The organism is Dysgonomonas termitidis, assembly GCF_042654545.1.
Taxonomy (GTDB): domain Bacteria; phylum Bacteroidota; class Bacteroidia; order Bacteroidales; family Dysgonomonadaceae; genus Dysgonomonas; species Dysgonomonas termitidis.
In genome coordinates this window covers 1-22,042 of record NZ_JBHSGN010000107.1, presented here as the reverse complement: position 1 = coordinate 22,042, position 22,042 = coordinate 1, and the positions used below count along the sequence as shown (strand labels likewise).

Below are 22,042 nucleotides of genomic sequence, written 5' to 3'. Positions count from 1 at the left end.
TTGGTACATGGGGTCAATTTAGACTGGCACGAGGGGGCAACGCTCACTGGATTTTCCAGAGAATGACAGTACACCTCTTTCACGAAGATGTTGTAGTCGGCGAGGTGGCAGATTCAGAGAAGTAGCCAATTCTTTGGCCTCTATCCATTCTTGTTCTATAAACAGAGTGTTGTTAGATGGCTGTTTTGGAACTAACGAAGCTATCCGTTCCAGTCTCTTTTTGAAGGAATCAAAAGATTCTTTTTCTATACCTACTATATCCATAATTGTTTAGCTTTATCCGTTTTGCCAACAAATATAGGGTAAGAAACAAAGCGCTTGGGGAAAAAGGTATCAGAGGTATTGCTTGACGGAGAGTGGCTTAATGAAGGTGAAAACTGCTTGAATCTGGAAATCTTTATCAAGAATATGAAGCTTTAAAATATTCGATTGTTTGAGAATGCTAAGAATTACATAACTTTGTACTCATGATAAAAGAGTACTCTATCACAGAAGTTTTACCTGATTCACCTGTATCAAAATCCTTTTATATAAGGCATTTTGAATCGATGGAAGATGTGGAAATAGACTGGCCTCATAGTCATTCTTTTTTTTCTTTTGTTTGGTTTACTCATGGTAACGGATTTTATGTGATTGATTCGGAAGAATACGAAATAAAGCCACAAAGAGTATTTTATGTAGCCCCGAAACAAGTTCATAACTGGAGTTTATACGATGGAACACAAGGCTATATTATTTTTATTGACCAATCGGTGGGATTAGATATGAATCTGACTTATGGATTCCCTTATATTGATATTGACAATACAGACATATTGTTCCATACGTCTATTCTGGAGAATATCAGGAAGGAACTGTCGAATGAAAATGAAGCAGTAGATGATGAAAATATAAAAGCAGGACTTAAGTATTATTCTCACTTGTTATATCAAATTGCGAAAGAGAAACAGGTAAAAACCTCCCAGAGCAATATACTGGTAGAACAATTTAAGCGGTTAGTTTTATCCGATTATTCAAAATTACGCACAATTCCTTATTATGCCGACAAACTGAATATTGGAGAAGAAAAACTTAATGAGACATGTAAAAGGAACCTTGGTTTATCGGCAAAGCAATACCTTCTTAATCTTAAAATAACAGAAGCAAAACGCTTATTAATATACTCTGAACATAATATCTCCGAAATTACTTTTCAGATAGGATTTGAAGATTCCTCATACTTTGCCCGGATCTTTAAGAAAAGAACAGGCTTTTCTCCAAGCCATTTCCTGAAAAAGTACCGAAAACAGTTCTAAAAGTCCTGATATATATTCTATTGACACCTCTATCTTTGTATTAGTTTATAACGCTAATAAAATTATATAGGTATGACAGATTTTATATTAATATTCAGATTGAATAAAAAAGCGGACTTAAAACCATCCCCTGAACAAATTAAAGAAAGAATGGATTGGTTTGGCAATTTGATGAAGAAGGATAAAGTAGCGGATAAAGGAAACACATTATCTCCTACAAGAGCAAAAACTATCCACTCCGACAAAAGTGTAACAGATATCCCTCACTCGGAAGGCGAAGAAATTGTAACAGGATATATAGTTGTGCAAACAGAAACAATTGATGAAGCTGTAGAAATAGCAAAAGCAAATCCAATTTTTAAGATTGGAGGCAGTGTTGAAGTAAGAGAAATTGTTAAATTTATAAAAGGAAACAACTAATATCAGCACACAGAAACACAAGGGGCATCATTGTGATGCTCCTTAACTTTTTCTATTCGTTCATGATACTTATCCGTTTATTGCTTGTAGCAGTTTCTTTTCCCCATTGTGAAATGGCTTCCAGTAAAGGGATAAGTGTTTCTCCAAATTCAGTCAGTTCATAATCTACTTTTAACGGAGGCTTGCTTGTGTAAACGGTACGTTTAATTAAACCGTCTGCTTCCAATTCTTTCAACTGTAGGCTCAATGTCCGCTCTGTTATCACAGAACATTCCTTTCTTAATTCACTATATCGCTTTTTTTCGATTAAATGAATAAGAATAACCGCTTTCCATTTTCCTCCTATATACTTCATCGTCAGGCTTGTGCTGCAAGGGTATTGCTTGTCGTCTATACAATACATCTGTTACTATCGTTTTTATCCGTTATTGCAAAGGTAATAAGCTATACTTATTTTTGCAACTATAAAATATATAGTTTAATTTAAATCCTATTGAAATGAGTTTTTTAGACATTGCAAAAAGCAGGTACACGACAAAAGAGTACAACTCGGACAAACAAATTCCGGACGGGAAAATCCGAGAACTGAAAGAAATTCTAAGATTGAGTCCATCATCAATAAACAGTCAGCCATGGAGATTTATTTTTGTTTCTGATGAAAAAGTAAAAGAAAAATTAGCTGATGCTTCATATTGGAATAATCAAAGAATTAACGAAGCGAGTCATTTAATTGTGTTTACAGCAATTGATGACATTAAATATTTTGAAGAACAGATAAAAGAAAATCTACCGGAGGGTTATGTTTATTATTATAATCAATTTTTAAAACCTAAGGGAGAAACGGAAGTCAAATCTTGGTTGCAACATCAGGTTTATCTATCTCTTGGCTTTTTTCTTTCAGCTTGTGCAAGTATGGATATTGACAGCACACCGATGGAAGGATTTAATAACGAAGAATATGATAAAATACTGCAACTTAATCGCTACAAAACGCTATTTGCCGTAGCTATCGGTTATCGAAATCCTGATGATAACAATCAACCCTCCATCACACTAAAATCACGTTTGCCGTTAGAGCAAATCATTCAATCCATTTAAAAATATGAAAAAGTACATTTTAGCTTTTAGTTTGATGATAGGTGTTAATACTTACTCACAAACAGTCGATTACGAAATTTTTGCAACAGTTGAACAATCCGTTGGGAATATTGCTTTTACACATCAAGGCGATTTGGTGTACAGTCATCATCCGTTTTTTAATCCAACTTATAGAGTAGTTAGATATGATGCTGAAACCAAAACAACTACACCTTTCCCGAATCAAGGATGGAATACGCCACGGGAAACTGATGACCTTTATTTGAGTAATGTACTGGGAATTAGAAATGATGAAAACGGAATAGTTTGGATGCTTGATATGGGGCAACGAAATCCTGTTACGCCCAAAATTGTCGGGTGGAACACGGTTATGGATAAGTTGGAACGGATTTATTATCTACCCGAATCAGCTGTTGTTTCGACCTCTCAACCTAATGATATGGTGGTAGATACCAAAAACGGTTTTTTCATCATTGCTGATGAAGGTATTGGTAATGGTGGAGATGGAAGTACTGCAAGTTTAATTATTGTTGATATGAAAACAGGTAAAACACGAAGATTATTAGAAGGTTCTCGAACAACTGTACCCGAAAATTCACCCACAGTTATCAAAGGTGAACCATTAACGATAAATGGTAAAAATCTATTGGTGGGTTGCGATGGTATTACAGCAGATAAAAACTTTGAATGGCTATATTATGCGCCATTGAACGGTAGTAAAATGTATCGTGTAAAGATGAATGATTTGCTAAATGAAAATTTGAGCGAAATAGAGTTGGACAAAAGGATACAAAGCTATTCTGATAAACCGAACAATGGAGGATTAAGCATTGATATAGACGGAAATTTATATTTGACCGCTATGGAAAGCAATAGTGTAGCTGTTATTCTTGCAAAAGACAAAAGTATCCACAATGTTGTTACCGATGAGAAATTGCTTTGGGCAGACGGCGTTAGTTACAATGTCTCTGACGGATGTATGTATGTTTCAGCCGCTCAGGTTCATTTGGGAGCAGCATTTAATAATGGTAAAAGCATAGCGAAAGCACCTTTTTATATTTTTAGATTTAAACCTCTCTCAGAAGGAGTTCCATTTAGATAATTCTAATCCATTGCTGAGAAAGTAAGATTTAATAAAGAAGGAATAATTCATTTGCATACAATCTCCTCATTATATGATGTCTAATTTAGTAAACAGATTGCTTATGAATGAATTTTTAAACACGAGATTTTTCAGTTTCTTAGCTGAATACTCACAAGTTACAAACGAAGAAATGGAAAATGCCTATGGGTGCTTTATGGAACAAGTAAAAACAATCAGTGAATCCGGAAATAATTTTTCTGAAATCTTTCGGGTGCTGAATCTTTCTCGTATTGAATTGGTATTTATAGAATCGAATCAGTACGGGCAGGGGGAAAAACGCCCTGAAATTTGCCTACCTTAGAAAGGCTATCCTATTTCTTGAAGCTGAAATTGATTTGCTGAAATTCACATTCCCACAAGCAAATTACTTCTACAATAATATCCAATCAGATATTCCCAAAGTTTATTTTAGCCCCAAGTCAGATGGCTTGGGGATTGACAGTATGGGAGAATTCGCTACCACATTCGAACTATCTAATCAGTTTTTAGATGAAAACGGTAAACCTGTCCCTTTCAAATATATTGCCGAGTCATTAGAATACGCTTTCAACTTTACTTTCGGGAATGCTTATAAATCCAAATCAAGAGTATTCAGCCGTAAGCCTTACAACTTGACAAAAGCACTTGATTACCTAAAGAAATTACTCATTCGTGAAAGTAGAAGCAAGAAGATTGTGAAAAAATAATTTTATAATTTATTGATTTGTATCTGATTACAAAACTATTTTAGGGGAGTCCATAGGGATTCCCCTATTTATTTTGCTTCGTTCTTCCGTCCTTTGCGTTATCAATGCATTGAAAATAAATAGTATTAATTTGAAAAAATGAAGCAAAATGTATATCAATAACGACGATTTTGAAAAATGGATGGATAAGCTATCCAAGAAGTTGAACGATATAGGGACAGGCCTAAAATCGCTCATAAACACGAAAGAGGTATTTTCAGAGGACGAGAAACTATTGGATAACCAAGACTTAGCCTTTCTCCTGAAAGTATCATACCGCACGCTCCAACGATACCGCACCAGTGGCAAACTTCCTTATTTTATGATAGCCCACAAGACCTATTATCGGACTGTCGATGTTCGGAACTTTGTCCGTGACCATATGGATTTTCAAACCTATCAGGACTTTGAAAAGAAGCACCCGAAGAAAGGCGGAGATAATAAAACGAGTGATGATGAATGATTCCACTTTTATTAGGTTTTAAGCAGAATGAAGAAATCCAATGAAGGCTTTATTTAGTCAACCGCCTTGTATTAACGCTCCGCATTTCTCAAAAACAACCTCGCTTTGTGGCTCTGTTTGTTTTGCGAAATTAAGCAAGAGGGAACTGGACTTCGTCCTGTTCTACCTCTTGCCCTGCGGGGCAAAGCCTTAGGCTTTAATGGTTTAGCATAAACCGTTGTAATTAGTCTGATAATTAGCGATAGATATGAGAGGTTAATTATCAGACTTTTAACAAACCGATTTTCCATTAAATAGTAATTACTATGCAAAATCAGAGTAGAAATATAGTTTTTACAACCATTTCCATAGATACGGAAACGGCAAAGTTAGTAGAGAAAATATGTAAACGCTATTCGCTAAAAAAGAGTGAAGTCGTGAAATTAACTTTTCGGTATATTGACAAGGCTTCTATCAACCCTGCCGATGCTCCCGAATCGGTAAAATCGGAATTGTCCAAAATCAACAAACGGCAGGATGATATTATTCGTTTCATTCGGAGCTATGAAGAAGATAAGCTAAATCCGATGGTACGCACAAACCACTCCATTGCCAGCCGATTCGAGAAAGTAGTAAAAGAACTTTGCGAATTGGTCAATTCGCAAATAGGTAACTCACAGGAATTACAGAACAACGCCCTGAAAAGAATAAGTGAAGCATTCAGCCAACATGCAGGAGTGATTAATAACCAATCCAAACAAATCAACTCCCTTTCCCAAATACAACAGAGAGATAATAAGAAAATAATGCAATTGATTTCCCTTTATTCGGAACTGGCAACGTGCGGAGTAATGGACGGCAAACGGAAAGAAAACTTGAAAGCAGAAATCAACAACCTGATAGACGAACCATGAATATAGATTTTCCGCCATCGTCAAAAGGTACATACAACAATGCAAGTAGTAGCCGAAGACTATGTAACTACTTGGAAAAGGAAGATATGAAACGTATGGAGCAGGGAGTATATACCGAAGGCTTTTTCAATTTGGCAGAAGATAATATCTATAAATCCCAAATGGTTAAAGATATAGACAGTAATATTGGACAGCTAATGAAAACAGATGCGAAGTTTTACGCTATCCATGTAAGTCCATCAGAACAGGAACTCAAAGCAATAGGTAATACCGAACAAGAGCAAGCCGAAGCAATGAAACGCTATATCCGTGAAGTGGTTATTCCAGAATACGCTAAGAATTTCAACAAAGAACTATCGGCAGAGGATATAAAATTCTATGGAAAGATACATTTCAGTCGGGACAGGTCGAGCAACGAACTAAATATGCACTGCCATTTGATTGTAAGCCGTAAAGACCAATCCAATAAAATCAAAATAAGTCCGCTTACCAACCACAAGAATACCAAGAAAGGAACAGTCAAAGGCGGTTTTGATAGAAAGAACTTGTTTCAACAGGCAGAGCAAGGATTCGATAAGTTATTCAACTACGACAGGCAACTAACCGAAACCTTTGAATACTGTAATACGATGAAGAACGGCAGTATCTCCGACCAACTAAATATGCAAGAAAGGCAAATTACTGATGAAAGAAAAAATACAGATGTGCAGATAAGCAACGATGCCGACAAGATTGAAAACAAGTTTGCAAATTATCAAGATACTAAATCTGAAAATATTTTTTCAAATTTGAATGAAGCCAAGCAGGAAAATAAACAATCTTTCAATCTTCCCGATTTGGGGTTGTCTTCTGCATTAGAATTGCTTACACCTAATATAAACAATAGTGAAAACGAACAACAAGCTCCGATGAAAAGAAAAAAGAAGAAGCCAAAACGAGGATTCAGACAATCATAAACCATAAATATATGAACGAATACGAAGTTATACGCCAAGAAATTGACAACTACCTGATGGAACGGTTCAAATATCGTCTTTCCCTTGTATATCTCACTCCTGATAACATCGTAGTTTGTCGAAGAATCAGCCGAGTAGATTTGTATTTGCGCATCCGAAAGGTCGGAAGTACATTTCCACCTGATTGTTTGATTATCGCCCGAATCAGCTTCCGAAGAGGGCGTATAGGCAATGGAAGACATTTCGTCCGTTTCCTATCTGAAGTAGCTATAAAATACGGTTTTAAGCATATTGGTATTGAATCCGTAAACGAGAAAAGTAGGACATTTGCCGAAAAGTTAGGTTTTCAGTCGATAGACGGTTCTAACTATGTAGCATTAGTAAAGAGTTTAATATCTTATTTTCAAAATATGTATTAGGGGGTAGTGCAATTGTACCCGAAGTTATTTCCCGTGCCTATGTTGGTTATTTCCCGCTCATGGCTTCCCTGCCGTGTGGAGGGGCGGAAGCCCGCGAGAATAACCAACGGCACGAGAATAACTTCTACCGTTGTGGGGCTGGTAAACGATATTGCATATCAATACCCCGTTTATGTTTTATTTGTTTGGTAAATACCTATATGTTTTGCATTAATCATCAATAGCTTAGGAGAAAGATATTTAAAAATTGTAACTTTGCGACAAGAGTAAAATCGTTTATGCCGTCAATCTTCGATCATATAGCAATAGAAAATACCTACGAGTTGTTCTTCCCCAAAAAAGAACAAGGGTTGGCTATTATATGGTTGTATGAGAGAGTGAAAAACGGATATTTTGACAAAGGAGTATTTAAAGAAAAAGATATTCGGAAAGCATTTGACGAAGCAAGTACTGTAAACAAGGAAAAAAGAGAACGGCAACAGTGGGAGTATTACAATTCTCAAATCATGGCTTTACAGGAATTTTTCCTGTTGTATGATGAAGAAAACCAGACTTACACATTTAAAGAATATGCCTCTTACCTATGCGACAAAGTATTTAAGATGCTTTCAGATAGGTTTAATCCTACTGTAATTGAAATTACTTGTACAGACCTGTATGAAAACCTAAAAGATATCACTGAAGAAAAAGACTTGATTATTTGGCTGGAAGCACATTTTGACAAAGCCAGGTCGCATCTCAAAGAGCAGATTGATTATCTAAATCAACAAATTGACAAATCGGTTGCAGAACTAAGCGAAAAAGCCAAACTGAACAATAATGATTCTTTGGTTGTCGCTCTACGAGATATTGAGAATAAACTGGATGAAATACGTAAGCAAAATGGGGAGTTACGTGGTGCATTTCGTGAAATAGACCGTATAAAATCAATCTTAATGGCACATCCGGCAAGAGAAAATGCCGAAATTGATGACAAAGTATCCGATGTAATCAATTACTTTGAGAGCGTCAGGACTTTGCTTAACATGGTTGATTCCCGCATTGATAAAATACAACCTAAAATACAACAGTTCTTTGGTTCGTTGAACCGCCATTTATTTGACACAAAAGTTGAAAAATTTCTAACCTATTTACTGGATAAAAGCCAGGTTGCTCTTGGAGAATTAATACTTCCTGTTGCGAACGAAAGTTTTGTTACCCGTTTTTTACCTTTGAATTTTACAATAGTTGAAAAACGAGATGAACTCTTTGCCGGAAAGCGGAACCAATCACCTTCATATATCAATGACCCGATAAAGGAAGCTGCTGCACATCAACAAAGCAACATGATTCTGATTAGGCAAAGTCATATTAACCAATGGCTGGAAAGGATAAAGCGAGAATCCCGGCATACCAAAGAATACCATCTGTCTGATGTTTTTTTCAAAATACTGGAATTTTATAATGAAGATTTGCAACTGGCTGTCAGTATTATATATCAGGCAATCGACTATTATGATAAACACGACAGATGGACGGTAGAGATTAATCCGGAAAAAATGATTCATGAAGAAAAATATAGATATGCGATATGGGATATTTGGATGAAACAGAAATAAAAAATCCATACGATTTTTTGAATTGCAAACAAGGAAAGGAACTTTTTGCTTCGCTTGATTTTGCATTAAAAGACGGAGTGCACATTCAGGAGTATGGGAAACAAAAAGAACTGTGCTCATACTTACGACGGTTTTATCTGACATTGGCGCAATATTACCGTGAATTTTGGGGACTTGAACTTGAACAAGGAGGCAATGATTCCGAAACATATTTTTACCTCAAATTTTGCCCTGATTTGAAGAATGGGATTCCGACAAGCCACAAGCATCTCATGTCAAAAGAAAATATCATTGTCGGCTTACTTCTATACAAGGTTTACTATAATGATTGCAATATTGAGCTTAACTCGTTGGGTAAGTTTCAACGGATAATAAAACTCGATTACCCCGATTTGAAGCCTGGCATAATAAAAACTTTGGCCAAAGCAAAGAAGGAAAAGGCAACACAATTTAATGACGAGAAAATTGATGCTTGTATCAAAAATGCCTTTGATGAATTTAGCAAAATAAAATGGATTGAAATGGATGGTGATAGTTTTGAAATATTGCCCTCATTTCACAGGCTAACACGCGAGTTTGCCCCATATATCAACAATATCGACGAAATATTAAAAGAAAGTCAGGATGAAAAATTACCCGCGAATTCATAGCTTATCCACTATAGGACTGATTCATCATCAGGAGAACGATTATGAATTTCATCCGACACGAACTGATTTCATGGGAGATAGTGCTTCGGGCAAAAGCATTATTGCCGATTTACTCCAATTAATATTTGTTGGCTCGACAGTTTTCAAATCGGCAACAGCCACGTTGAAAGAAAGACGCGACCCTGATGGATTGGTTTTAACTACCCCGGGAAAAGGAACAAATATAGCCTATGCATTCCTAAACATTGAAACAGCCAGTGAACAATTTGTTGTTATTGGAGTCTATTTTGAAAGTACCAGTAAACATACAAAGCCATTTATTATACAATCGAGTACGGAAATTGAAAACGAAAAATTGTTTCCGATGTACATTCCTCTGAAAGCATCTGACTTCAAAAATGGAAATACGATTTTTGATTTAGATGAATTAACGGAGGCAATGGAAGAAAAACAACTGGTATTCAAAAAATGGGAACGAATAAGTGCATATCATCGTATTTTATACAATAACAATATCCTTCCTTTGGATTTGTCCGCTAATGATAAGTCGTTGAGTGATTACGCAAAAATTATTCAGTCCTTTTCTCGCGGGAAAACCTTAAACACAAAAGAAAGCAACAGCCTTCTGGATTTTTTATTCGGACAGGAAAAAAGAAAAGAATTGCACAATAAATATGTTCAGATAGTCAAAGACCTTGAAAGTACTATCCTTTCTTATGGGCAAAATTTGGATGCCATTAACCTATTGACAAAAAAATATCAGCGGATATGTTCTTTAAAATCAATATTAGAAACCAAAAATAACAAAGAACAAGAATATCTTACATCAGAATTGTTATTCTATCGTGAAGAGTATAAACGTTTATCAGATAAAATATCAACAAATTCAGAAAAGACACTGATAGCCTCTTACTGCTTACAACAGTTGATAAATGCTGCAACGAAGGATATTATTCAAGTTCAAAAAACAAAGAAGAGTATTGATGAAGATGTACAAAGAACGTTAGATGTTCATTTTTCTGCTAAGCAGAGATATACGACATTGAATGATGCTCGAAAGTTGATTGATAATTTAAAAATTGATGAGAAAACGCTTGAAACAGCTTATCAGAACTATCAAAGATTGAAAGAGCGAAATTCCATTCTTCAAGAATTCATATCAAAACTATCAGATAAAAATGTGCAATCATTTTTTGAACAATCTGAATGGATAAAGGGATTGAAGACTGGTAATGAGTATTTTGTAAAGCGAATCAATGAGATAAAGTCAAGTTTGGAAAATCTTGAACTTTTGTCGGAATACGCCGACATCAATAACCCTGATTCATTGGTACGATGGGCTATTTCACTCAATCGCCCATTGACGAAAATAGAGGAAAGTTTGATGCTACACTTTCAAACATTGAAACGTAATCAGCCGGAAAATCCGATTAAACGAGAGCGCTACTTACCTTTACCTCCCGCATTATTTGACAAACCTAAAGTTGAAGAAAAAAAGGACGGATTCTGGATTGACTTGAATGGAATTTGGGAATATGTTGAATATGTTTTCGAACAGCGATTTAACACGATTGACCAAGATATAATAAATAAGTACTTCGAATCACAATCGCAAAATATTGAACAACAGAAGAAGCAACTACAAGATGAACTGAAGCATCTTAATTGCCTAAACGACATTTTTTTAGAACTAACCAATGCTGCCAATGCTATTGAGGTATATCAGAAGAAAGAAGAATTGGCAAATTACAAAGAAGTGAAGTTGCTGGATATAAGCGTGGAAAATTTTCAATCTTACTTGGATTGTTTGAAACGGAAAGAGGCCATTGAAAGGGAATACAAACAAGCCCAGCAAAAATATAAAGAGGCTGTTGATGCACAAAATGAAAGTAAGTCGATTCTCGAAAAGTTACCTGCAAAAATTAAGAAAGCCGAAGAATTATTAAGCAGCATCGAAAACGATGCTACGTTACTGTCAAATATTGCTCAACAGTTTGCAATCAATCAGTCGTATAGTTACGATTTGAATTTTTATTATGACAGTGATGATAAAGTCGATTCTTTCGCAACGGAATTTGACATTCAGAAAGAAAGTATTGATTTAATAGAATCTCTTAGGAATGATAAGTCAACGTTTGATACACTTACGTTTGAGTTGCGGAATAAAGAGGAAACTTACAAATCTCTTTATCGAAAATTGCCAGCCAATGAAGAAAATATGAACTCAATAACTCTGACACAAGTTCAGCGGGAAAAGGAAACATATATTAGAGCTAAGAGTAATTATGATGCTCAATTTGAGGGGATAGTTAATGATTTTATTGCAAGTGAATCGCATCGGTTCGAAGGTGAAAGCAAAGATTTTGCAGACTTGGTTGCCCATTTGCTCCCTAATATTTTTGGACACGAAAAGGTAATCGAAGAAGAAGTTATTAGTAAAATAGAAATGCACCTGAAACAAATTAACGATAAAAATAGAGATTTAAATTCTAAAAAAATACGGAAAATAGAAGACTTGCTGGATGATGTACACTCGGCTGTCAGCACACAAGAGGATATTGTACGTAGAATAAATCGTTTCTTTAGTGGAGGAGAAAAGCGAATCAGCGGAAATTACAAACTAAACTTGGTCAAGAGTTCAGTCAAAGAATTCCCTATTGATTGGTTATCTGCCTTTAAAAGAAAAGCAGGAGAACAACTTAATTTATTTGAAATCTCAATTGCCGATAAATTATCCTCAGTTGTATCAATTGACGAAAAAATTCTGGAAGCATTCAAAGAATTGGCTGACAATCGAAATAATGATATAACCATTGACGACTTGTTAGACCCCAATTCTTACATGGAACTGAGCCTTGAAATGCAAGATTCAAGCGGAAAATCAAATAAAGGAAGTACTGGACAAACTTATGCTGCTATTGCATCGTTGTGTATTGCACGATTATCCATCGTCGGCAGTAAAGATTATAACAAGGATACTGGTATCCGTTTTATGCCCATTGATGAAGCCGAAGGATTGGGAAGTAACTTTGACTTGTTATACGAAATTGCTCAAGAATACGATTATCAAATTGTAACATTTGCAATTAATCCACTGGGACGCTACGATGAGCAGTTTATCTATATTCTTCACAGGAATCCAGATGTTGATGTAAACATTAACTATACGCCAATGGCTATTCGTAGCAGAACAGACATTAAAGACAACCTAAAGGAAGTAATTGAGGTATGAAAAGCGATTTGACATGGCGGGTTTTGAAAGCCATGAATACATTATATATACAAAAGAAAATTCCTGCCGGAAATAAATCCGACAGTCAAATTAAGCATCTTCTTAGCCGGAAACTTATTGGATACCAACATGGCAACAGCAACTACTTTGTGGCTCTTGACGGGTATAAGGATTATTATGAGAAGAACCTTCTACAAGATTTCCAGCAATACGAAGACTTCCTTCTTTCGATTGACCCGGAGGCAGACGGACGAAAAACATGTACGGTAAGAGATATCCAAACCTTAATGCTTATTGCAGACCAGCGAGAAGAGGCGAGAAAATCATTAACTACTCGCCGTACGTTTTCCGGTGAAGTATTCAAATATGGAGGGTCTAAGTATTTAGAAAATCGTCCGGGATTGGACAAGATGGTTCTCAAAATACTGAATATTGAAAACTTTCCATCGGAAGACCCTAAAGTCCTTCAATGGAGATTTGTAGTTGATTGCCTATATCCCGAATTGGTTGTGCTTTGTGAGAATCTTGATTTTCTAAAAACTCCAAATGTTGCTCGTCAACACAACATAGAACTCTGGTATGTAGGAGGAAATAACACCTCGAATATTCATCATATCAGCCCTGAGAAACTCAACAAACCATTATATTATTCTTGCGATTGGGACTATGATGGTCTGAAGATTTATTGTCGGATAAAAGACATTCTAAAATCGAAAGGAAAAGATATAATTTTACTTTATCCTTCCAATTTTCAAAACAGATTACCAGTTGACTCCCCACATCATAACAGTAAATGGAGTCATTCAATTGCGTTTTCAGGGTTAGACCCAAGTTATTTCATGGCAAAGGAAATAGACTTGATTAACCAACTGATAAAAAAGAATCAGTGGATTGAAGAGGAGTCAAACAATTTGTTGGAGATGCTTTTTCTCAAATAGCTTTTAACAAGAAAGCAGGTTAACTCTCTTTTTATCTGTCTTTTTAAGAGGGTATTGCCTGAATACTTACAAATACATTACTTTGAAAATATTAAAAATATAGCATTATGACAGAAATCGATTGGGATGCAGAGAATATTCTGAAAATAAATAACGACATGGATTCGTTTAGCTCTAGTGTTATTGATGAATCTAAAATGGATTTTCTTCGAAACAAAATAGAGCCTTGGCTAACGGCTATTTTCCAAAGTGAACATTTCTCCTTGTTAACTGGTACTGGACTAACAGCTGCATTAGCATTCTTAGCCGAAGTACCATCTCAAGGCATGGGGCGAATTGATTTTGACTGTAATAAGGATAACATTAAAGAGTGGTCTGAGAAAAGCGCGGTCGAATTAGGACGAGGGAATGCTAATATAGAAGATGATTTCAGGTGTGCATTAGAATTATTGCATGGATTGAAAATCCTAAAACATGTCGATGCAGCTATTCTTGAAAAAGAGATTAATACGAAATTGAGCCTATTCATACGAAATGTGATAAAAACAGAGAGTGAATTTTTGAATAGTACTAAGTTTAATGAAGTATTAGGAATATTGAAATCATTCTTGATTAGTTTTTCGAGCAGAACTGCAACCAGAGAAAGAACGAATATTTTTACCACTAATTATGACCGTTTTATTGAGATTGGCCTTGATTCTGCCGGAATATTAACTATAGATAGATTCATTGGAAAAATAAAACCTATATTCCGGACAACAAAGTTAGAACTTGATTACCATTATAATCCACCCGGAATTAGAGGAGAGCCCAGATATGTGGAAGGAGTTATCAAGTTCACTAAATTACATGGCTCTATAGATTGGAAGTTTGAATCAAATACAATTTCCAAAATTCCTCTTGAATTTGGAGTAAAAGAGGACACTCCCTTAATACCAGAAAATCCCAAAGATTTTTCCGTAATTTATCCGAATTCATCGAAAGGTATAGATACTGCATATTTCCCCTATTCTGAATTGTTTAGAGATTTTTCTTCTGCCGTATGCAGGCCAAATTCGGTCATCGTTACATACGGATATGGATTTGGGGATTCGCATATAAACAGGGTTATAGGAGATATGTTAACCTTACCATCAACTCATTTAGTAATCATCTCATACGATACTGCTTCAGGGCGAATTAAAAAGTTTTATGACTCGGTAAATCCAGCACAAGTTACCTTAATTATTGGTAATCATATTGGAAGTATAGAACCTTTAGTGAAGAACTATTTACCCAAAGCTGCAATTGATAGAATACAAGAAAGATTTGTGAGGAATTTGGAGAAGAGAGGCATTACTAACCAAAAGAATCCGGCAGATTCTGGAGATTCCCAAGATAAATAATACCAATAGTTATGAGTACATTTTTTGACTTTGATGAAATACGAAATTTAACGATTGGCACTATAGAATCTGTATCTCCGTCTGAGATCAAGGTTTTACTTGAAACAAATGCACCCCAGAATGTTGCTATTAACACTGGAGTGCCTACTCATTTCCCAAAGATTAATGGGTATGTATTAATTCCAAATGAAACAGGGGCTATTGTTGCCGTAATTAATTGGATTGGCATTCAATATTCGAATTATCCAATTAGAAAGGGCTTTCGAGACTTTGAATTAATAGACCTTCCTTTTCCTCTACGGAAAATGACAGTAACGCCTTTGGGAATTCTAAAGAAAACTAAAGAAAATAATTTCGAGATAGAAAGAGGAGTATATAGTTTTCCTTCTGTTGGAGATAATGTTATTCTGCCAACAGATAGGCAATTAAACGCAATTGTCGAAAATCCAGATGGAAAAATAGAGATTGGTGTTTCTCCACTGGCCAGTAATGCTTCTATAAAAGTAAATCCAGACAAATTATTTGGACGCCATTTGGCAATACTCGGTAATACTGGGAGTGGAAAGTCATGTTCTGTTGCAGGTTTGATTAGATGGTCATTGATTGAGGCTGAAAAGAATAAAGTAGATAAGGATAAACCCTTAAATTCAAGATTTATAATATTAGACCCTAATGGGGAATACTTTAATGCCTTTGATGATTTAGGAGAAAAAAAAGTCAAACGCTTTGCTATTAAATTAGATGATTCTGAAGATGGATTTGACCAACTAAAATTACCCGCATGGATGTGGAATTCGCATGAATGGATTAGTTTCTCACAAGCTGCTCCAGGAGCTCAAAGGCCATTGCTATTACAAACATTGCTTGATTTGAAAAAAGGAAAGCAATTACAGAATTCAAATTTAGTAAAGGTACATTCTTTTCTAACAACAACAAGAAATAACTTAAATTCTTATCTTGGTAATATCCCTTTAAAAGGTTCAGAGTATGGTAGATTTATGGAGTTTTCCTCTGTATTAACCAACATTCGTACAGATATTGATTATGTAAAAAATGAGTATATTCCATCAGAGCCCAATGGCCTTATGCAAGCATATACTACATTTGGGACTGATTATAACAATTTATTAAACTCCCGTACGTGGAATTCAAATGGAAAATCCGGCTTTAATAATTTTTCATTTGAGGATGTTAGCAGTATAATAAATAAATTAGATAATGTCATATCATTAATTAGTTCAGAAGCAACGGATATATGTAAAATTAATCCAGATACTCCCATCTTTTTTGAGTTAAATGATTTGATACCCTATTTGGAACAATTGGCCGAAAATCAAGGGGGAAATATATTACAATTTGTCCAGATGCTTTCTTTAAGAATGAGATTTTTGTTTGCTGATGAAAGGCTTAATGGAGTTGTTCAGCCTACAGATGATATATCTCTTATGGAATGGTTAAATTTATATATCGGAGCTAATGATGCAGAAAATGGACAAATAACATTGATAGACTTATCCCTTATCCCTTCTGACATAATCCATATTGTAGTAGCAGTGTTATCTCGTCTAACTTTTGAGGCCGTACAACGTTACCGAAAAATTAATAAACAAGAACTTCCTACGACTATAGTTCTTGAAGAAGCTCATACTTTCTTACGAGATTTTGGCATAAATGGAAATATTTGTTTAGAGACATTTGAGAGAATCGCAAGAGAAGGTCGAAAATTTGGACTAAGTATGGTGCTGTCTTCTCAAAGGCCTTCTGAACTATCACAGACCGTCCTTTCCCAGTGTAATACATTTCTGCTCCATCGGATTGTAAATGACAGAGACCAAGAGTTAGTTAAGAAACTTGTTCCTGACAGTTTAAGTGGACTATTAAAAGAACTGCCAATATTGCCTTCCAGAAAAGCAATTCTTGTGGGATGGGCATTTCCTATTCCGGTATTGGTCGAAATGAATCATTTACCTAAAGAACACAGACCAAAATCAAATGACCCCGAATTCTGGGATATTTGGACTGGGAAAAAAGACAGAGTTATCGATTGGAATAAAATAGTAAACGACTGGCAAGGGAGTCAAAGTGCAGAGACGGAGGAGGAGGATTTACTGTAGTTTCACTACTGAGTTATTGGCATATCTTACTCTGTAACCGCTGTAATAGTTACGGCGGTTACAGAGTAAAAAGCGGCCTGTTTTCGTCTTGCCGACAGGACAAAAATCTCCCTAATCTATCCTGTATCTTGTTTTGTTTCCAAAATGCACTATATTTGCAGTATAATAGAAACAAAATAAAGAAATGACATTTCTGGAATTTAAGGAACAGCTATTCGATTTGGCATGCTTCAATATCTATCAGATATATACATGGCAACCCGATTTTGACAGGAATAACCTTACCCGTTGGGTAAAGAAGGGGTATCTTGTCCGATTACGACAAGGGTATTTTGCTTTTTCGGAGTATAAGAGCAAGCCCGATTATTTTCTTTATTTTGCCAATCGGATTTACCGCCCGTCCTATATCAGTTTGCACACGGCATTGTCGTTCTACGGGATGATACCAGAAGCGGTTGTACAGATTACCAGTGTGACAACCTTGAAAACAGCATCATTCGCCAATGACTTCGGCGAATACTCTTATAAGAATGTCAAGAAAAATCTACTATTCGGGTACGAATTGAAGCCAATGGCAGGCAATCGCACCATACAGTTTGCCACACCCGAAAAGGCATTACTTGATTTGCTGTATCTTTATCCGTTTTATAATAGCGAGCAGGAATTGGAAGAGTTGCGCTTGGACGAAGATTACCTGCACGATGATTTAAACAAGGATTTACTGATGGACTACTGCGGCAAATTTCAAAGCAAGGCGCTTGACCATCGGCTAAAGTTACTCTTAAAGACTTACGATTTATGATACAGATTGAACAGATAAGAAATTATTTTCCGGCTCAAATTCGTGGAAATTCGGGTTTCGATAAGTACATACTGAAAGAGTATTTGCAGTTAATGATTCTGGATTACCTTTCTTCTACTCCGAGCATCCAAAAGATGGCTTTTATCGGTGGAACAAACCTGCGTTTGGTTAAAGGAATAGATCGGTTCTCCGAAGACTTGGATTTCGATTGCAAAGACCTGTCGAAAGACGAGTTTATTGAAATGACAAACGGCATAATTCAGTTTTTGGAGCGTTCAGGGTTGCGGGTAGAAGCAAAGGATAAAGAAAATCCGAAGCTAACAGCATTTAGGCGGAATATACATTTCCCTGAACTGTTATTTGATTTGGGATTGAGCGGACATAAGGAAGAGCGTTTCTTGATAAAGATCGAAAGCCAAGACCAAGGAATCGTTTATCCTCCGATTATTACAAATATCAAGGGTTGCGGATTCTTTTTCCCCTTCCCCGTTCCTTCCGATGGCGTATTGTGCAGCATGAAAATTGCCGCTATGTTAGCTCGTGCCAAAGGACGTGACTTTTACGACCTGATGTTTTTATTAGCACAGTCCAAACCTGATTATGATTTCCTTTCAAAGCGTTGTGGAGTACATAACTTACAAGAGTTCAAACAAGCAACAGCAGAACTACTGAAAACGGTCGATTTGAAGAAGAAGCAAAAGGATTTTGAACACTTGCTTTTCAATAAAGCGAATAGTGAAAAGATTTTGAGGTTTGGAGAATTCGTAGATTCACTAACGGAGTAATATATAAACTTCAATATGAATGACTGATTTTTTGTTTCCAAAATGCACTGTTTTTACCGCACAATAGAAATAAAACGTATTGTTTGGTTTAAATTTTCGGATGAGCAATAGACCGTTTTAATATAATTTCGTACTTTTACAAAAGTAATCATACAAATAGTGAGCAGAACGATGAAAAATAATCGTGTGCTAAATCGTGTGGGATTCCAAATTTAGAAAATCATAAAATATTGGTTGTCAATGTAGTTAGAGTATTAGTTCTCTTCCTGGTGGCACCACAAATAACTAAAGAAAGCCTCTGTAAGACAAGAACTTACGGAGGCTTTTTCTTTTTAGTGACCGCGTTGGTGCCCACTCGGATATCTTCGATAATATCTCATATTATGTGCTGTAATATAGCTATTTACAATATTGAATATTCCAATCTTCTTTCTTTTCGAATAAGTTTAGCGGTTCGACTTTTGCTCGAAGTGCCCACAATTTTATCAGTTAGCCTGTGGGCTCTCTCGGAGCCCATGGTGCCCAACAGATGAAGAGCTAATGCTCTTTGGGTATTACTTCTTTTCCCCCTCCCTTACTCTCTTTTTTACAAATATCTATATGTCTTGGTATGTAATTTATTAATTTTGCAATTATTCTATAAACCAATGATAATGCAATTTGGAGATGCTTTTTATGATTTTTGCGAATTAATGAATATAGGTAAAGCTGTTTATAACCAAGATTCTGATAGGTTTGATTTCTTAGTTTCAGAAAAAGAATTTAAGTCATTATTGGAGCTTGGTAATATTTATGATGGGCGGAAAGGAGGGCTAGTATTAGGAAAACTCCATAAAGAAGGAGGCGTTCATTTTATACAATATTACGGAAATGGTATGTTTAAATATACAGCAGAAATGGAAGGATGGGAATACTTGACGGGACCAATTTTGAATACAGGGATAGGTGAAAAATTTGAAGGAATTAATTCTGATTGTTTACCTATTCTATGTAGAGAAGAAGATACTAGTTTCAAGATTCCCCAAAAGAGTAAAATAATTGATACATCAAATAGCAGGATTGGCATTTTATTACTTTCAGAGCATAAGCAGTTTATTGTTAACAGATTTTCGACAAGAAAACATATCAATAGAATAATAGAAATTGATGAGGAAAATGATTTGTATAATCTGTACAATAATGTATACTAGCTGTTTTTATTGTCTCTCTGTGAGTTTCGTATTATCTTTTCGTATGTAGTCCATCTTCTGGCAATACTTAACAATATATGTTATTATAATAATCTGGTTATCTATCTAACATGTACCCTTAATCGGTTTTTATCATTAGTTTTGCATATCATTAATTTTAAAAACATATATTATGGCTGTTTACGGAATAGGTGCAACATTTAAAAGGAAAGATTATTCTAAAGATTTTATGGAAAATGGTATCGCTTTTATAAGTTGGTCTGATTCGGTTGCATCAGAATTACACAAATTCTTTCAAAACATAAAAATCGGAGACATATTTTACATTAAATCATATAACCCCTCCAAGGGGTTAACCGTTAAAGCCGCTGGAATTGTTTCTGACAATGATGTTGTTAAGGTTTTCGATGCAGAATCCAGAAAAATTATCACAGATGCCACAGATATAGATAAGGTAAAAGAAGAAAATAAAAGAATGTGTTTATCTGTTAAATGGATATGGCAGGGAGATAATAAAACATTTATTCATTATGATCCCAATATGGACAAATATAATGTTCGTAATGTTGCTATATATGAAGAGTTCAACGAAGAAGTGTTAGAGGACGTTATAGATAAAATTGCAATGAATATTTACAAAGACCCTAAAAAGAAGTAATATATTTCTTTCTTCTTTTCATATTTGTTTAGCTTATTTTAAACAACATCAGTAGTATTAATGTATTTTTATGGATGAAAAATTAGCGAAAATAATAGACGCCAATATAGATAATATCCCTGATTGGATAGAAACTATAAATACTTACAATTCTAGGTTTGAAAAAGAGGAACTTTCTGAGGATAATAGAGTTGACTTAACATATAAAATTGCAGATGTTTTATCGGAAATATCCGACTTGCATTTTAAATATGGCAATTTTAAAGACAAATTTGACAAAACAAAAATGCATTTAAATGTTTATGGGCTTAATTTGATCATAAAATCAGAAAAATTAGATTGTACCTTTTATTGGGGAATAGACAGTTATGAAGGTTTATATATAGATACTTATATGAAAGAAGCAAATAATCTTCGATATATGACTGATGACTTTTATAAAGACCTCATGTCTTTATCTGATTTGGGAGATTTTACTATTGGAGAAAATTTGGGTTCTTCTAAAGAGATGGAAAAGAAATACAATGGACTCTTCAATAATCAGAAAAGTAAAATTTTTAATTTACTTCGAGAGTATATTATAGGAATTGTTGAGAACGAGAAATATATAGACTTAGGGAGCTTTCGAATTAAGTGGAATTACGAGACAGATTTTAACGAATTAGTACAGAATAGTTGTTTGGCATTTAAGATTTTATATAAAATGAATTATTCATTATGGAAAATATCAGATTTGCATAGAAAAAAGAAATAGTAGTAGTTGATTTGAAATTAAAACACTTAGACACTTAAAGGTTATTTTTCACATACAAATCGGGCACCCTTTTGGGCTCCCGATTTTCTTGTTTTTATAAGGTTTATTTTCGACATAAAATTTCGATAGCCAGTTAAGGGTCATATCGGAATATAACCACTCATTGAACTCTCTCCGAAACAATCCGCCATCATACCAATAATCTACTTACTATCCATAGAGACAAATTTAAGTAAAACTCCATTTTACTCTAAAAAACTATACTTGCAGTCCCTCTTTTGCAGCAAAATACAGTTAAAGTAAGTTAAAGATTTCATAGTTAAATACTGTTAAATTCTCTAGATGCCGAAAATCGGGAGCTGGAAAATGAAACCTTTTCTGAAAAGTCAATACCTCAATTTTCGCTAATTATTTTCTTTATAGATTCGCAAACGAATTCAAAATTCTAGCTGCAGCAGAAAGGGATGGAAAATCCAGTGAGCGTTGCCCCCTCGTGCCAGTCTAAATTGACCCCATGTACCAA

The 22,042-nt window shown here is 35.1% G+C and carries 23 protein-coding genes; 21 read left to right on the top strand and 2 right to left on the bottom strand.

All coding sequences use genetic code 11. The features are described from left to right. Positions 1–18: 18 nt before the first annotated feature. Positions 19–264 (bottom strand): DNA-binding protein, encoded by a 246-nt coding sequence (locus tag ACFO6W_RS18175; RefSeq protein WP_379999016.1) that lies wholly within the window; start codon positions 262–264, stop codon positions 19–21. Positions 265–467: 203 nt separating this feature from the next. Between ACFO6W_RS18175 and ACFO6W_RS18170 the strand changes: the two genes are divergently transcribed. Both ACFO6W_RS18170 and ACFO6W_RS18165 read left to right on the top strand, forming a co-directional pair. After that, complete coding sequence (locus ACFO6W_RS18170; RefSeq protein WP_379999014.1) at positions 468–1,295, top strand: helix-turn-helix domain-containing protein; 828 nt, start codon at positions 468–470, stop codon at positions 1,293–1,295. A 72-nt stretch (positions 1,296–1,367) separates the two neighbouring features. Continuing rightward, on the top strand, positions 1,368–1,715 hold the full coding sequence (locus tag ACFO6W_RS18165; RefSeq protein WP_379999012.1) for a YciI family protein: 348 nt from the start codon (positions 1,368–1,370) through the stop codon (positions 1,713–1,715). Positions 1,716–1,767: 52 nt separating this feature from the next. Here the strand turns inward: ACFO6W_RS18165 and ACFO6W_RS18160 are convergent, their stop codons facing one another. Beyond that, positions 1,768–2,118 carry a winged helix-turn-helix transcriptional regulator gene (locus tag ACFO6W_RS18160; protein WP_379999010.1) on the bottom strand — a complete coding sequence of 117 codons (351 nt, stop codon included), beginning with the start codon at positions 2,116–2,118 and terminating at the stop codon, positions 1,768–1,770. 95 nt (positions 2,119–2,213) lie between these two features. On the opposite strand from ACFO6W_RS18160, the gene ACFO6W_RS18155 reads away from it, so the two are divergent. From ACFO6W_RS18155 to ACFO6W_RS18065, 19 genes are all read left to right on the top strand, one after another. After that, complete coding sequence (locus ACFO6W_RS18155; protein WP_379999008.1) at positions 2,214–2,813, top strand: nitroreductase family protein; 600 nt, start codon at positions 2,214–2,216, stop codon at positions 2,811–2,813. A 4-nt stretch (positions 2,814–2,817) separates the two neighbouring features. Beyond that, positions 2,818–3,915 carry an L-dopachrome tautomerase-related protein gene (locus tag ACFO6W_RS18150; RefSeq protein ID WP_379999006.1) on the top strand — a complete coding sequence of 366 codons (1,098 nt, stop codon included), beginning with the start codon at positions 2,818–2,820 and terminating at the stop codon, positions 3,913–3,915. A 103-nt stretch (positions 3,916–4,018) separates the two neighbouring features. Then, the gene (locus ACFO6W_RS18145) at positions 4,019–4,258 is read left to right on the top strand and encodes a hypothetical protein (RefSeq protein ID WP_379999005.1); all 240 of its coding nucleotides are present in this window, start codon (positions 4,019–4,021) and stop codon (positions 4,256–4,258) included. Positions 4,259–4,292: 34 nt separating this feature from the next. Beyond that, positions 4,293–4,643, top strand: coding sequence for a hypothetical protein (locus tag ACFO6W_RS18140; RefSeq protein ID WP_379999003.1), 351 nt, complete (start codon positions 4,293–4,295; stop codon positions 4,641–4,643). Between the two features lie 148 nt (positions 4,644–4,791). Further along, positions 4,792–5,145 carry a helix-turn-helix domain-containing protein gene (locus ACFO6W_RS18135; protein WP_379999001.1) on the top strand — a complete coding sequence of 118 codons (354 nt, stop codon included), beginning with the start codon at positions 4,792–4,794 and terminating at the stop codon, positions 5,143–5,145. Between the two features lie 305 nt (positions 5,146–5,450). Then, complete coding sequence (locus ACFO6W_RS18130) at positions 5,451–6,038, top strand: BfmA/BtgA family mobilization protein (RefSeq protein WP_379998999.1); 588 nt, start codon at positions 5,451–5,453, stop codon at positions 6,036–6,038. Then, positions 6,035–6,994 carry a DUF5712 family protein gene (locus ACFO6W_RS18125; RefSeq protein ID WP_379998997.1) on the top strand — a complete coding sequence of 320 codons (960 nt, stop codon included), beginning with the start codon at positions 6,035–6,037 and terminating at the stop codon, positions 6,992–6,994. Before ACFO6W_RS18130 ends, ACFO6W_RS18125 begins: the two co-directional genes overlap by 4 nt. A gap of 11 nt (positions 6,995–7,005) precedes the next feature. Further along, positions 7,006–7,413: a GNAT family N-acetyltransferase gene (locus tag ACFO6W_RS18120; RefSeq protein ID WP_379998995.1), complete on the top strand. Its 408-nt coding sequence runs from the start codon at positions 7,006–7,008 to the stop codon at positions 7,411–7,413. Between the two features lie 278 nt (positions 7,414–7,691). After that, on the top strand, positions 7,692–9,011 hold the full coding sequence (locus ACFO6W_RS18115; protein ID WP_379998993.1) for a hypothetical protein: 1,320 nt from the start codon (positions 7,692–7,694) through the stop codon (positions 9,009–9,011). Continuing rightward, a complete protein-coding gene (locus tag ACFO6W_RS18110; protein ID WP_379998991.1) occupies positions 8,984–9,661 on the top strand; it encodes a condensin complex protein MksE in 678 nt (225 codons plus the stop codon). The genes ACFO6W_RS18115 and ACFO6W_RS18110 overlap by 28 nt, the downstream gene beginning before the upstream one ends. Continuing rightward, a complete protein-coding gene (locus ACFO6W_RS18105) occupies positions 9,636–12,893 on the top strand; it encodes a hypothetical protein (protein ID WP_379998989.1) in 3,258 nt (1,085 codons plus the stop codon). Before ACFO6W_RS18110 ends, ACFO6W_RS18105 begins: the two co-directional genes overlap by 26 nt. After that, a complete protein-coding gene (locus ACFO6W_RS18100; protein WP_379998987.1) occupies positions 12,890–13,831 on the top strand; it encodes a hypothetical protein in 942 nt (313 codons plus the stop codon). Before ACFO6W_RS18105 ends, ACFO6W_RS18100 begins: the two co-directional genes overlap by 4 nt. Before the next feature lie 107 nt (positions 13,832–13,938). Beyond that, positions 13,939–15,216, top strand: coding sequence for an SIR2 family protein (locus ACFO6W_RS18095; RefSeq protein ID WP_379998985.1), 1,278 nt, complete (start codon positions 13,939–13,941; stop codon positions 15,214–15,216). Positions 15,217–15,227: 11 nt separating this feature from the next. Continuing rightward, positions 15,228–17,330 carry an ATP-binding protein gene (locus ACFO6W_RS18090; protein WP_379998983.1) on the top strand — a complete coding sequence of 701 codons (2,103 nt, stop codon included), beginning with the start codon at positions 15,228–15,230 and terminating at the stop codon, positions 17,328–17,330. Between the two features lie 184 nt (positions 17,331–17,514). Further along, on the top strand, positions 17,515–18,132 hold the full coding sequence (locus ACFO6W_RS18085) for a type IV toxin-antitoxin system AbiEi family antitoxin domain-containing protein (protein WP_379998981.1): 618 nt from the start codon (positions 17,515–17,517) through the stop codon (positions 18,130–18,132). Next, a complete protein-coding gene (locus ACFO6W_RS18080; RefSeq protein WP_379998979.1) occupies positions 18,129–18,917 on the top strand; it encodes a nucleotidyl transferase AbiEii/AbiGii toxin family protein in 789 nt (262 codons plus the stop codon). The genes ACFO6W_RS18085 and ACFO6W_RS18080 overlap by 4 nt, the downstream gene beginning before the upstream one ends. A 653-nt stretch (positions 18,918–19,570) precedes the next feature. Further along, complete coding sequence (locus ACFO6W_RS18075) at positions 19,571–20,107, top strand: hypothetical protein (RefSeq protein WP_379998977.1); 537 nt, start codon at positions 19,571–19,573, stop codon at positions 20,105–20,107. Positions 20,108–20,279: 172 nt separating this feature from the next. Continuing rightward, positions 20,280–20,765, top strand: a complete 486-nt coding sequence (locus ACFO6W_RS18070; protein ID WP_379998975.1) for a hypothetical protein — start codon at positions 20,280–20,282, stop codon at positions 20,763–20,765. Positions 20,766–20,835: 70 nt separating this feature from the next. Further along, the gene (locus tag ACFO6W_RS18065; protein ID WP_379998973.1) at positions 20,836–21,519 is read left to right on the top strand and encodes a hypothetical protein; all 684 of its coding nucleotides are present in this window, start codon (positions 20,836–20,838) and stop codon (positions 21,517–21,519) included. Positions 21,520–22,042 lie beyond the last annotated feature (523 nt).